Source organism: Pedobacter sp. 01N416, assembly GCF_056399685.1.
In genome coordinates this window covers 1-13504 of record NZ_JBFTRT010000050.1, presented here as the reverse complement: position 1 = coordinate 13504, position 13504 = coordinate 1, and the positions used below count along the sequence as shown (strand labels likewise).

The following is a 13504-nucleotide window of genomic DNA, read 5'->3' as shown; positions in this document are numbered from 1 at the left end:
GCGTTACACTCAGAAGGAAAAATCTTAGTACCGGAAGGCAAAGCCTTTATCTGGATTATTATCCACCGTTTTTAAATAGTAAGACCGGAAAAGCCCAGCGTTCGGTTACGCTGAAATTATACCTGTTCACAAAACCCGAGAATGAACTGCAGCGCATTCATAACAAAGAAACACTGCTCACCGCACAGACTGTCTGTGCGCAACGCCAGATAGAAATACAGAACAGGCGCTTCGGGATCATTTCAGAACAGGATCGAAATGCAAGCTTTACCGAGATTTTTAGGCAAGTGTCCAAAAGCCGCCGGAAATCAATGAACGATCACTGGGAAATGGGACTGCGTTACTTTATCGCTTTTAGCGGTCAGGATTTGCGTCTGCCTGAACTCTCTGACTTTCTGTGCGAGGATTACAAAAACTATCTGTTGAGCGGACCTGGGATCTCGCGCTACGGGCGGCCGATCAAAAGGAATACAGCAGTTACTTATTATGCCAAATTCCGGGCGGTATTACGCCATGTCTACAGACGAAAGCTCATCCCGCTGGATCTGCATGCCATGGTCGATCCTATACCACCAAAGGAAACGAACAGGGAAAGACTGACGATGGAAGAATTTCAGCAGTTGGCAGATACGCCTGCCAGTTCGGATCTGATGAAAAATGCAGCGATTTTTTCCGGACTTACCGGCCTTAGGTGGTCAGACGTAAGTACCTTACACTGGTCTGAACTTAGGGGCAGACCGGGCAGTTTCGAAATTCAATTTTCGCAAGGTAAGACAGAGAAGGCAGAGGTAATGCCAATATCGGATCAGGCTGTAGCCCGCCTTGGAGACCGAATGAAACCGGGAGATTTACTTTTTCCTGGTCTGAAGTACAGTCAGCTTAAATCATTCTTCACGAACTGGTGTACTGCCGCGGGCATTTTTAAGAATATCACCTTCCACAGTTTCAGGCACACTTTTGCTACACTTCAGCTTGAACTGGGTACTGATATTTACACGGTATCTAAACTGCTAGGTCACCGCTCCTTAAAAAATACCGAAATTTATGCAAAAATCGTGGATAAGACCAAGCGCCAGGCGGCAGCCAGGATGCTGCTTAAAGATGTTGAGGATGAAAGTGTCCGTGATGGTCAAGAAAAAAGACCAGCGATTTTTATCCTGCACCGAAATGAGGAAAAACTTGGCACAAGCTAAATGAACATGTCCTTTTTATCCGAATGATTGCTTTTACTTTGCGATTCCTGAATGATTTCAGATGCAGTTTTACGTCTGGAAGCTGAAACCCAATTTTTGAGTTCCGATTGGCTAAAGTACAATCGCCTGCCCRGCTTGCTTACCGGTATTTCCATTCTACTGACTTTAGAATATAAGGATTGCACGGAAACCTTCAGGTAATCAGCAGCTTCCTTAACCGTTAAAAGGTCATTCGATCCGTCGTCAACCGGATTAAGATCTGAGACCATTTCTTCGATCCGTTCTACTTTTTCAAATAACTGACGGATGATCTCAGGAAGTTTCTCAAAGCCAAATGATTCCATAGCACAGTTTAATTTACCGCAATTTTGGGCATTATTTTGCTGCTATTATCCAATATTGGGGGAATTGGACTTTGATGTATTGCAAAAATTTTAAACTTCCCGTTTTAGGATTTGCCCTGCTCCAATGGTATTGTTTCTAAATTGCTATCGTGACTGGGTTTGATAAAGTCCCTAGTACCTGCTGGGTTTTCTTTACTTCCATCGGTATGGCACAGCTCAAAGTATGTTTTGTAGACACCTGGCTGAGGCGGATGGCAGACCCAAAGGCAATATTAGGGACGGTTTGGTTAGGTCCCCCTGAAAAACAGCTAAAATCCCTGTTTCAGAAAAAAACACCGTATCCTGACCATTAGTCAACCGATCGATGACCTTTTATCAAAGATCTGACGATATGCTTAGAAGCTGACAGCTCCGGTATCCCAAAGGGAAATCAATAAACCACCATCACAATGTTTTTACCATCAATTTTTGTTTTTTATCCCCTTATTACTTAAATTTAAGCTCTTCCATAAATCCACAGGGGATCAAAGGCAAGGTCCAAAAGACGGCATTTAATCGGATACCCGCCACCATGGCGAACCGTAGATATCCAGTTTAGACTGCGATCATAAATGACAATCGCCGGATACCGCCCATGCTTCCCAGAAGACAAACGGACAATAGCTTTATTTAATTTCATTTAACAGGAAAATTTTATGTTCAAGATTCTTGTACTGGATGATGATCAGAGCAATGCCGAAGTTATTCAGGCGGTACTGGAGGACCAGTCCTACCTTGTTACGGGCATCAACAATAGCGATGAGCTCCAGACTGCGATCACAGACTTCCAACCCGATCTTATCGTCATGGATATCCTGCTCGACAATGCTGACGGAAGGGAACTGTGCAATACCATCAAAGGTGATCCCGCGACGCAGGACATCCCCGTCCTTTTGATCACAGCAATGCTGGAATCGGAAGCCTACCAGATACCCAGCCAAGCCGAAGGGATCATATTTAAGCCCTTTGACTATGCCAAATTGCACCGCAAGGTGAACCGCCTCATCTCCTCAGTACCAAGGCAAAGAGATCGAAAACGTATGCGATAAACTTTGGACCGGATAAAAAAATGTGCATTCCATTTTTTAACTTGGACGCAATCTCCCTGCCAGGGAAAGAAGCGGCATCCTTTTGGAGCAAAAGATATAGCAGATTGCCCGGTCCTTTAGGGGTCAGCCAAAAACAACCCACCCCCTAACAACATTAACTAAACCCAGCAACAAACATTATTCTCGGAATCCCAATTGCTAAAATTGATTGTAGCAAGACATTATATCCAATATTTGTTATAATTGCATATATAATTATTCGAATGTTAACACAACTCTCCAAAAACACGGTCCAACTATTCAGTTGTGGCATCCTTATATCTTCTTTTTTTATTTTGTCATGCCAAAAACCAAGAACAGAGCCTGGGCCGACTATTCCCTCACCCGGTGCAACCACGTCAACAGTTAGCACATTTGCGGGGATTTTTGTTGCGGACATAAACAAACTAAAATCCCCGAACGGTATAGTCGCAGACGCTAATGGCAACGTATTTGTAGCAGATGAAGGGAAATACTGCATCAGGAAGATTGCACCAGACGGAACTGCTTCAATTTTGGCCGGGAGTACAACCGGTATCGCTGGCCATAAGGACGGCAAGGGAACAGACGCAATTTTTAGTAATATCTCGGGCATGGTACTCGACCGGTCCGGAAATATTCTGGCCGTAGATTGCGGAACAGGATACATCCGTAAAATTACGCCGGACGGAACGGTATCCACCATTGCCGGAAACGGTGTACAAACAACTGGAAATGGTCCTTTGGCAATTGTAAACGGACCGGCACTTTCAGCCTCATTCACATTTCCAAGAGGTATAGGCATAGATTCAAAAGGGAATATCTATATCACCGATAATAATTCATTGATCAGAAAACTAGATGCGACAGGCAATGTAAGCACCTTTGCAGGAGGCGTAAACCAGGGAAACCGCGATGGTCTGGGTACAGCGGCATTATTTAATGCCCCCCAAGATATCGCAATAGATGCAGCAGATAATCTTTTCATAACAGACAGGCAGAACCATAGCATCCGGAAGATCGATAAAAACGGCAACGTATCCACGTTGGCCGGAACCGGCCAGCCAGGGTCTGCCAACGGTAGCGGCAATGTCGCATCGTTTAAATTCCCGATGGGATTGACCATCGATGCTACAGGTAATCTATATGCGGCTGACTCTGGAAACCAGACAATCAGAAAAATCACCCCAACAGGATCGGTCACCACTTATGCAGGGACCGGTAGCAGTGGCGTGGTTAATGGCCCCGTCAGCACGGCAAGTTTTAATTATCCCGTCTCTGTTGAACTGACTTCAGACGGTACCATGTATGTTGGTGATGCAAACAATTTCCAGATAAGAAAAATTTCAGCTGATCAGATAGTCAGTACTATTTTGGGGGATTTTACGCCGACCGACGGCATTGGGACAACAGTCTATTTCAAACACCCGAGCGGAATGTCTACCGATAGTCAGGGCAATTTATTTGTAGCCGATGGAGGGAATAACATGATCCGCAAAATCAGCCCATCGGGAAACGTCACTTTTGTTGCCGGAAAAATACAATCAGGTTACAGCGACGGCCTGGGTTCAAATGCCAGCTTCTTAAATCCGGTTGGCTTATCTATCAATACAAAGAATGAAATTTTTGTTGCAGATTCAGGCAACTATGCCATTCGCAAAATCAGTATATCCGGTGCAGTTACCTCAGTAATCAAGAATAAGCCCCACGGAATTACCGCACCAACAGGTATTTTTGTGGATAAAAACGATCAGATCTTCTTTTCCGATAGCGGATATGGCTGGATCTATAAGCGCAGTGCCACGGGAGATATTATCGAACTGGCCTCGGGAACCTCAGGGCCTAGTGGTTTATTTTGGCAACAACCTTATCAGATCTGGGTAGATGATAAAGGTTACATTTATCTGGCCGATTCCGGCAATCACCGTATCTGTAAATCAGTTAATGACAGTGGTTCTTTTACAGTGCTCGCAGGGATGCAGAGCGCCGGAAATTTTGCCATTTATGGCCGGGGGGATGGCTTGGGCACAGCTGCAACATTTTACAATCCCAAGGCAATCGTGATGGACAGGGAAGCCAATCTATATGTTGCAGATGCATCGAACAATGTGATCAGAAAAATTTCAAGTACAGGCATGGTCACAACTTTGGCCGGTTCAGGCATCAAGGGACACGCTGACGGTGCCGCCTTAACGGCATCGTTCAACCATCCAGCCGGATTGGCACTAAGTCCTGACCAAACCATCTTATATGTGTCAGACCAGGGAAATAATTTAATCAGAAAAATCACGCTCGGCAAATAGTGCAAACTATCTCAACGGCTGCAAAACGGTCGATAAAATACTTCACATCGACGCATAATTTCTATATTGGAAAAACAAAAAAACGATACCGTGTTTAATCTCTTCAAGAAAAAAAACAGCAACATTCAGCAGGAATGGCAAACAAAAGGCGCCGAATATGCCAGCGCCGTAAACGAAATGGTCCGCTTTGCAGAAGAACATGGCTGGGACAACTGGAAAGGAAAAGACCCGAGCGATGATCGGGAACACCTTGCCCAGGCGGTACTGGCCTTGCTAAAAGAAGCCAATGAAAAAGGAGAAACTCAAAAATTCAGGCAGGATTTCCCACCTGCACATGCACCGCTGACCGGCCTGATGAACAACAATTCACAAAGCATCTGCCAACTCCAGTTCATCGAAGGGCAAAAGATTATTTTCCTTACCGGATCCCCTTATGAGCAGCGACAGGCCTTTTTGCTAAACGGCAGCGACCTCGTGGAACTGGATGAAAATATCCGCGCCATCGGTAAATCCAAAATCGGAGCGGTATTTGCCATTGCGGTAAAGGACAAGATTACCACAACCCAAGGCTGGCAGGGGGAAATAATCGCAGAATTTACGCTCAGCGAAGATTCAGATCACGGCATTACCGAAATGGTCCCCTTCAACGACGGCAAAAAAATCCTACTGACAACCGCTGAAGGCATTTTCATCCTGTCCCGCCAAGGAGAACAGATGATCCATCCGGTAGCAGATGAAGATGATGAAGAATGGAACCCTAACATTGATATGGAAAATGCCGCCATATCTGACGACAACCAGTTCATCATAGTAGCCGATCAGTGCAGCGATCACCGCATTCTCGATCCCCAAGGGAACCAGATTGGAGTAATCGGGCCACAATCCTCCTATCCGCATTACTGTCTGTTTTCCAAAGACGGCAGCCAGCTGCTGACCAATTCCTGCCATTTCTACAACGGGATCAGCATCGGCGTAGATACAGACAGATTGAACGGCATCTCTATACCTGCTTATGAAGAAAACGGGGATTTTACGCTACTGGATGACCAGATGCGCGTTTATTCGGGAATAGCAGCCTCCAAATATTATATCCTTGGCGACGCGTATGGCTATATCAGGGCAATTGACAAAGACGGAAAAACTTTATGGAGACACCATTTGGGCTCTAGCATCAGCGGCATGGCTATTTCCGACGACGAGCAGACCCTTTGGGTGGGCTCCCACTCCGGAATGCTCCATAAGCTCCGCCTGGGCGAAGGCCAGGACAGCCATACCATAGGAGACGGCAACCATTCAGAGGAATTCAGGATAATTTTTTGGAAAACTGAACCMAAGCCTTTGTTTTGGTAACAGCTAAAACCTGCAACTACTATGATACTTGCAGGTTTTGTATTTAAATAGCTTAAAAATTAAGAATTCATGTTCTTCCCCATTTCCTCTGAAATATGCAGTAAAGATTATCAAAAAATAGCTCCGAAATAGAGGAAGCTTAGTCCAAAAAATCATTAATTAATATCCCTGTCTTGCATACCAACTGTCCTGTCAGGGACAGAGCAGGCATCGTTCCAGAACAAAAGATACAGCAAATGGCCAGGTCCGCAGGAGATAACCAAATTTATCACAAAAGCTGCAAACCTAAATGGGTACAAGACACTTCTTTTCTAGGACAATTATTTTCCATTTGACGTACGAGTTGCTATCTGTGAAACAAAAGTAAGCTGCCATTGAGTTTGCTGTTTAGGCCGCCTAATGCAACCCATTGTTGGTCGTCCTTTGTTTACTTTTTCCGCGCGTACCGTAATTGTATCAGTCCAGTATCAAATGTTTTTGCTGTTTTGAGTTCAATTGCTTGCTCAGGTCTTTCGTCTTTAAAAAGTCTTATCCCGTTACCTAATAAAACTGGGATAACCGAAATGATAAACTCGTCTATTAAGTTTTGTTTCAATAATTCATTTATAACTTCAGCACCACCGTCACAATAAATATTCTTTCCTTTTTCAGACCTTAAACCTTTGAGTAATTCAGTTATATCTCCCGTATAGAAAGTCGTTCTGCCTACTTTCGGCCTTTCAGTTCTTGTTATGACATAAACATCCCGTTGTCCGTTATCGTAATGAGATGCTCCGATTTCGTTAACTACATAGTCATAGGTTCTTCTACCAATAATTATGGTGTCAATTTTGGACGTAAATTCCGCATAACCATAATCTTCCCCTTCTTTTTCTACAAGTTTCAAAAAGCTTAGGTCATCATTTGGTTTTGCAATGTAACCATCTAGGCTCATTGCAATGAAAAGTGATATTGTTCGCATATATTTTAAATTTTAATGTTTCGGCAAAATTACTTTTCTACAACCTATTGCACTTTGTAAAAATGCGACAAATTAAAGTAGTGACGGTGAAAGTCCAGTATTTCGCTTGATTTCATTGCTAAGGTGCGAATGGTCATAATAGCCACATTCAAATGCAATATCCAATAAGCTCCGGTTTTGCCTTGAATTTTTGATTAAACTCAAAGCATTTCGAAAACGGATAATATTTGAATATTCTTTTGGTGACAGACCAATGAGCTTTTTAAAATTTCGCTCCAATTGTCGTACCGTTGTGAAATTCCGTTTTGATAGCTCATAAATACTGATTTGTCCGTTCGTTGAATGTATGTCATCGATAGCTGATCGCAGTTGGTTGTTTTTGCTTTTTATTCTTTCTGAAAAAAAATGGTCAAAATAATTAAATGGGTTGTCAAGTATTTTATCAACATTAAATGAGTTATATTTTTCAAACTCAACGGTATCATTAGTCAACTCATTTTGTGAAGCATAGTTATAGAAATTAGCAAAAGTTGCAGGTTTCAGGCACACGCCCATTAAACGTGTATCGCGGTCAATTAAGCTGTCTTTGAAAGAATTCATTGCACCGACTACATAAGTTTTCCCAAAGTCCATCGAAACCGAGCCATTATCTGTCAAACAAGTATTTCCCAAATTCACTACTATACCAGCACAGCCATCTGGAAAAACCCGCTCCCATTGTCTTTCAAGCTCATTCCCCTTCAGTTCCCAATAGAAATGAATAAAGGGGTCTAATTCTTTGCAAGGTTTTATTTTTTTGTATTTCATCATTTTCTGTTGTGTTGTTCGCTGCAATACCCCCCGACTGATAAATATAGCCATGAGGTGGTCCGAAAATTTATCCATTTACTTTCAAGAGATAATAGGGAAAAGGAAAAGCAGCTTTTAGATCTTGCCTATAATTCAGCGAGAAAAAAAATGGCCGGATACACTGTTCCAGCTTTATGGACAGACAAAGGTAAATGATAATTTAATAAATATCTCCTGGGAAGATCTTACCGCGATGGCCTGCATAGCCACTGAAACGGTAAGCTGCACCTTATCTGATTTTGAGGATCAGCAGATTATTGATAGGAACGGAACAAAAATAACGGTACTTAATCATGAGGGACTTTCTAAAATAAAAAATTGAACGCTACAATATTAAATACAATGACTACTAAAAAAGCATTCCTTAAGCTATGCCCAGAAAGCCTTAATCTTGGAAACAGAACAACATACAAACGAAAATCCACGAGAAGTTTTTATCTCAACACCTGGATCAGCACCATACTTTTTTTGCCAGACAGAGACAGCATCAAGTTAAAATGTACAGGGAACCGTGGAATAAACAGCGAAGCGCTTTATGCCGCAAAAGTCCATGTTACAGATTAACACTGCTGTATATTGTCCATAAAAAAGAATGGCAACCTTGCTATCCTGACCAATAGTCTGCAAAATATGAAAACAACTTGTTTTTACGCCAGAGCTTTATTAAGTTTAAGAAACGAACCTTTATGAAGCAGAACCCGATCGTATTATACATAGATGCCAATAAAAACGACAGCTTTCTGAGCTATACTCAAGATCCAGATAAGATTGCTAAAAATATCAATCATTTTGGAGAAGAATATGCCCAAGATATAGAAATAAGAAAATCTATATACACGGATGACGTAGTAAGTATAAACATTGTTGGAAAATACATTTGCATTTTACATACCAATACAGATTTCCAAAGAATGCTGTTTTTTGATGCTATGGCTATTTCGGATGCGGGTATGGTGGAGACTTTTTTAACCAAACTATACAATAACGCCTTATCTGATGATTTCTTATACAAACTTGAATACCTAAAGACTCATTCTTCCCGGTTTTTTTATCCAGTTTTGTTAAGCAGTGATCTCCCTTCCCCTGAATAAAACTTCATATCAATCCCGTATTTCCCCTTTCACGCTTTACCTGTGGACCTACAAAAAATCCGGCCCTGGAAAAACCTCTGCCTGCAATCCGGTATTTTGGTCCCGCATCCGCAAAAAACAGTTGTTCCATTTAAAAATTATACCTGGTCAAATAGCCCTTCGGGATCACAAAACCACTCAAGGACGCCATTTTACCGCTCCCATAATCAAAAATTTTTAAAAATTTATAAAGTAAATTCAGCAGATAAACTAACAACCGCATCATATACGGCAAAGACTTCATCCTGATCGATAAAGTCTTTGTCTTGAAGTATTAAGCAATTGCCGATCAACGGGAAAAAGTAAGGGTTCCGAAGCCGAGCTGATCATAACCTCCACTATTTGGTCCATAATCTCCACCACCGCCCTCAGGCCGTACTTTTGCAGCAAATTGGGTAGTATAGGCAGCTGTTTTCCCTTTTACCTTCACATAATAATTGTAAACCAGTTCCCATCCCGGGCGTATGGTGCCACGTCCAGCGCTTGAAATAACCGTATGATTTGAATTTTCACAGTTGTTATAAGTTGTAAACGGGACGGTATTGGTTGTATTGATGTTATAGGCCGCGATATATTCACTAACCCCTAAAAGGGGCGGATTAACATGGCTCCAGGGGTTATAATCGAAAAAGTTTTGTCCCTGATTATACAGCATTTGGCAAAAAGTACCGAAAAGAGGAACCTCCATTGTTGCATGCCCCTGATCTCTCCCCGCCTCCTGGCCCTGGTCCATACCATTTGGATATGTAGCCGTAGTCACTCTTCCGATAAAGGCGGTGCCGGTCCCGCTATGCTGGTAATAATCTATTGCATAATTAATCTTGGCCACATCATCGCAAAGAATGCCTATGGCCAACACCGTACATAAGTTGGACATATCCCAGTTAAACCAGTAATGTGTATTACAGGTATTGTTATGTCTATTCAGAAAATCGCTCGAAACCGGATAGTATACATTCAGCATAAAATTTTTAAAAGCCGTAAAATCTGCTGCCGACCAACCATTATAACTCCGCATAATTTCTGCAGCATTGGCCCATTGGTAACCCTGCAGGCCTRCCGCCAGCTGTTTGTTGCTGTCCCCATCAATATACTTGCACTTAACAGCCCAGGCATTCATAATCGCTATGGCATTTGCGCCACAAGCAGCATCGCCCTTAATTTTCCATCGTAGTGCATTCTGATAGGCAGCTGCAGCATCCTGACAGGCCAGGATATAATTTTCAGCCCTTCCGCTTGCTGCTCTTCCACGCACAATGGTATCAACCGGCCGCGGAACATAGGTGGCTGCAGAACGGCCATTGGCTACAAGTTTATTCCAGCCATCCAGCCAGGGTTGTGCCCCTGCATTTACCTTACTGGTCATCCGCGTAAAATCAGCCGCAGAATGAAGCATCCCTGGGTGTACAACAGTGCTTACCCGCCCTAGCGCAGCGGCTACCAATTGTTTTCCGGGCACCAGGCCAGCACTCAAATCTGCCGGATCTTCAGTAACGATTGGCTTACTGCATCCGCAAATGACAGTTACCGCGCAAAGTGTGAGTAGATTCATTTTTGTTTTCATAGTTAATAGATAATTGGTAAAAATATGATCCGCCTTTAAATGCAAAAGGCCGGCTTAACAGCCTTGCATTGTGACATGCTTATTTTCAACAATCAGCCTCATTGGTGTCAGGTTATTCAGCTATACGAGATAAACGCCTAAAAGGCAATTTCCTGATAAGTTTCATTTGTTAATTAATTTTAGTTAGATTTTAAATTGATCTTTGGTGGACGGACCATCCAAGGTTTATATATTCCAAAGGCAAAACTGTAAACCCTCCATACTCTTTTCGTAAGATATATTTTACATTTTAAAATCAGGGACCCACAATTGAACATCACCTGACTACATTTAGCTTAGGTTAGCCAAATGTAAACCAGGCAAATTATGCTCATATTACCTATTTGTTAATCTATTGATCTGGCCATACCCTACTGTCGGGCTTCCGGTTGTGTGCGTGTTATCAGTTTAATATATCCAAGTGTTAGTTGTGCAGATTATTTATATTTCCGATAGCCACAGGGAACTCTGCTAAAGAAACCCTGACCATGATACTTCCCCCCGTCAGGGACAGACGCGGCATCGTTCCAGAACAAAAGATACAACTGATGGCCCGGCCCGAATAGGTATATTTTAAAAAAACCAAATTGATTAAATCACTTTTGATTTCTAAATTTGTTTAAAAGCGACCGGAAAACTGCCTATATCGAATAAACTGGATTTGAAATCAAGTCCCATCAAAATTTTAATTGACTTATCATGATTATCGGGAGAAGACTTAGGCGCACACTCTGGAAAGACCAATCAGCAAGCAAGAGGCCCGATAAGTTAATGGTCGGCACAAGTTAAAAGAACGGTCGGGTGAGTCAGGCTTATTGCTTAGGTAAGACCTAAATTGTAGAAAACGCCTGACCGTTCAAGATGGGAAATAAAACCATTGCCTATGGATGCATTGAATAAGACAAAAAAGTATGTATTAAATAAACTGGATTTGAAATCAAGTCCCATCAAAATTTTAATTGACTTATCATGATTATAGGGAGAAGACTTAGGCGCACACTCTGGAAAGACCAATCAGCAAGCAAGAGGCCCGATAAGTTAATGGTCAGCACAAATTAAAAGAACGGTCAGGTGAGTCAGAGCGTTTGCTAAAGGTAAGATCTAAATTGTAGAAAACGCCTGACCGTTTAAGATGGGACTTATAAAACCGTCAGCTATGGATGCACTGAATAAGACAAAAAAGTATGTCTATTTCATCGGGATCGACATATCAAAAGAAACCCTGGATATCGCTGTCATGGTTCGGGGATCTATTTTGGTCCACAATACCATCCCCAATGAACCAAAAGCGATCAAGGACCATATGCTACACCTGAAAGCGTCTTTGAAGTTTACCACCAGAAACGCCGTTGTTGGCATGGAAGATACTGGAATCTATGGCAATTACCTGATCAACAAACTGAAGACGCTTAAAATCGATACTGTCGTCGACTCGCCCCTTCGTATTAAAAATTCTTTGGGTTTAATCCGAGGAAAAACCGATAAAAAAGACGCCGAAAGAATCGCGCTGTACCTCTATAAATCCAGGGATGTATTAAGATTAAGGGTACCAAAGCGGCCGATCATCGAACAATTGGCCGGTTTATCCACTTTAAGAAAGCGCTTACAATCGCTTCATATCGCGATGCGGGTACCCTTAAAAGAGAATACAGGCTTTGTGAAGAAAGGCCTGATCGAACAGAATAACAGGCTTTGCTCCAGGAGTATCGATGCCCTTAGACTGGATATACAGGACGTTGAAGATTCGATCGAGGCGACATGGAAAGCGGATGAAGAAACAAACCGACTGATGACCTTAATGCAGTCAGTGCCCTGTGTCGGGCCCGTGATCGCACTGGAAATCCTTATCTGCACCAACGAATTTAAAAACATAAAGACCATCAGACAGTTCGCATCTTACGCTGGAGTAGCGCCCTTCCCTTATAAATCTGGTACCACGGTCCATAAGAAAACCCGGATATCAAAGATTGCCAATAAAAAAATGAAAGCCCTGCTACATAACTCTGCAGTTCTGGCCAGAAGGTTCATCCCGGATATCAAGGCTTACTATCACCGCAAAATAGACATAGAAGGAAAACACAAAATGTCAGTACTCAATGCAATCCGGTTAAAAATCGCCGCAAGGGTATATGCCTGTGTCAAAAACAATAGATTGTATGAGAAAAAACACGAATACAGACCCACAACCTACATCCCTTGATAAAGAACAAAAGACCATGTTGATACTCGCGCGGACCGACGATTATCAATATGGCTGACCTTCAAAAAGCTTCAGCTTTGGCTTCATAAGCTTATAAGATGAGGGATGAAAAATTCCGTCCCTTTTTAATACCAATAAAGGAGCAATTTTTTCTTTTTTAAAACTTCTCCATAAGCCTGAGCTTCTAAACAAAAATACTGCCGTTTTAAATTTTATCCCAATATTCCCTGTGCTTTTTTGATTACTGCAGCCATATCTATCCCCTTACCCAAAACTCCGGAAAAAAGATCCCCGGTTTCTTTCAACCTGTCGGTGGCATTCGGTGCTTTCGCAAGAAAAAAGGAAATTTATTTCTTGGCAGATTTTTGCATTTAAAAAAATTCCTGCCAGACTTTTAACAGAATCTATTTGAATTGGGCATTGTGCGATCTTTAGTGACAATCGGAGACTGGGAAAGGTGAAGAA

General features: G+C 42.3%; 11 protein-coding genes. 7 read left to right on the top strand and 4 right to left on the bottom strand.

The features are described from left to right. On the top strand, window positions 1–1193 hold a 1193-nt coding region (locus tag AC1DND_RS04635; RefSeq protein ID WP_477579517.1), incomplete at its 5' end, for a tyrosine-type recombinase/integrase. Here the strand turns inward: AC1DND_RS04635 and AC1DND_RS04630 are convergent. Further along, window positions 1190–1537, bottom strand: coding sequence for a helix-turn-helix domain-containing protein (locus AC1DND_RS04630; RefSeq protein ID WP_477579515.1), 348 nt, complete (start codon window positions 1535–1537; stop codon window positions 1190–1192). The two genes, AC1DND_RS04635 and AC1DND_RS04630, sit on opposite strands and share 4 nt — an antisense overlap. A 695-nt stretch (window positions 1538–2232) precedes the next feature. Here AC1DND_RS04630 and AC1DND_RS04625 point away from each other — a divergent pair. The 3 genes from AC1DND_RS04625 (at window position 2233) to AC1DND_RS04615 (ending at window position 6296) form a co-directional block, all read left to right on the top strand. Next, on the top strand, window positions 2233–2625 hold the full coding sequence (locus tag AC1DND_RS04625; RefSeq protein WP_477579513.1) for a response regulator: 393 nt from the start codon (window positions 2233–2235) through the stop codon (window positions 2623–2625). A gap of 335 nt (window positions 2626–2960) precedes the next feature. Next, entirely contained in the window at window positions 2961–4946 is a 1986-nt protein-coding gene (locus AC1DND_RS04620; RefSeq protein ID WP_477579511.1) for a hypothetical protein, read from the top strand. 66 nt (window positions 4947–5012) lie between these two features. Then, the gene (locus AC1DND_RS04615; protein WP_477579509.1) at window positions 5013–6296 is read left to right on the top strand and encodes a WD40 repeat domain-containing protein; all 1284 of its coding nucleotides are present in this window, start codon (window positions 5013–5015) and stop codon (window positions 6294–6296) included. A 427-nt stretch (window positions 6297–6723) separates the two neighbouring features. Here the strand turns inward: AC1DND_RS04615 and AC1DND_RS04610 are convergent, their stop codons facing one another. Together AC1DND_RS04610 and AC1DND_RS04605 are read right to left on the bottom strand one after the other, a co-directional pair. Then, window positions 6724–7257 carry a dihydrofolate reductase family protein gene (locus tag AC1DND_RS04610; protein WP_477579507.1) on the bottom strand — a complete coding sequence of 178 codons (534 nt, stop codon included), beginning with the start codon at window positions 7255–7257 and terminating at the stop codon, window positions 6724–6726. Between the two features lie 72 nt (window positions 7258–7329). Beyond that, window positions 7330–8118 carry a DUF6597 domain-containing transcriptional factor gene (locus AC1DND_RS04605; RefSeq protein WP_477579505.1) on the bottom strand — a complete coding sequence of 263 codons (789 nt, stop codon included), beginning with the start codon at window positions 8116–8118 and terminating at the stop codon, window positions 7330–7332. Window positions 8119–8188: 70 nt separating this feature from the next. Here AC1DND_RS04605 and AC1DND_RS04600 point away from each other — a divergent pair, with 70 nt between their 5' ends. Both AC1DND_RS04600 and AC1DND_RS04595 read left to right on the top strand, forming a co-directional pair. After that, window positions 8189–8428 (top strand): helix-turn-helix domain-containing protein, encoded by a 240-nt coding sequence (locus AC1DND_RS04600; RefSeq protein WP_477579503.1) that lies wholly within the window; start codon window positions 8189–8191, stop codon window positions 8426–8428. 364 nt (window positions 8429–8792) lie between these two features. Then, a complete protein-coding gene (locus tag AC1DND_RS04595; protein ID WP_477579501.1) occupies window positions 8793–9197 on the top strand; it encodes a hypothetical protein in 405 nt (134 codons plus the stop codon). A gap of 328 nt (window positions 9198–9525) precedes the next feature. On the opposite strand, the gene AC1DND_RS04590 is transcribed toward AC1DND_RS04595, so the two are convergent. Then, window positions 9526–10800, bottom strand: coding sequence for an alginate lyase family protein (locus AC1DND_RS04590; RefSeq protein ID WP_477579499.1), 1275 nt, complete (start codon window positions 10798–10800; stop codon window positions 9526–9528). Window positions 10801–11995: 1195 nt separating this feature from the next. Here AC1DND_RS04590 and AC1DND_RS04585 point away from each other — a divergent pair. Then, window positions 11996–13039, top strand: coding sequence for an IS110 family RNA-guided transposase (locus tag AC1DND_RS04585; protein ID WP_477579498.1), 1044 nt, complete (start codon window positions 11996–11998; stop codon window positions 13037–13039). Window positions 13040–13504: the final 465 nt, after the last annotated feature.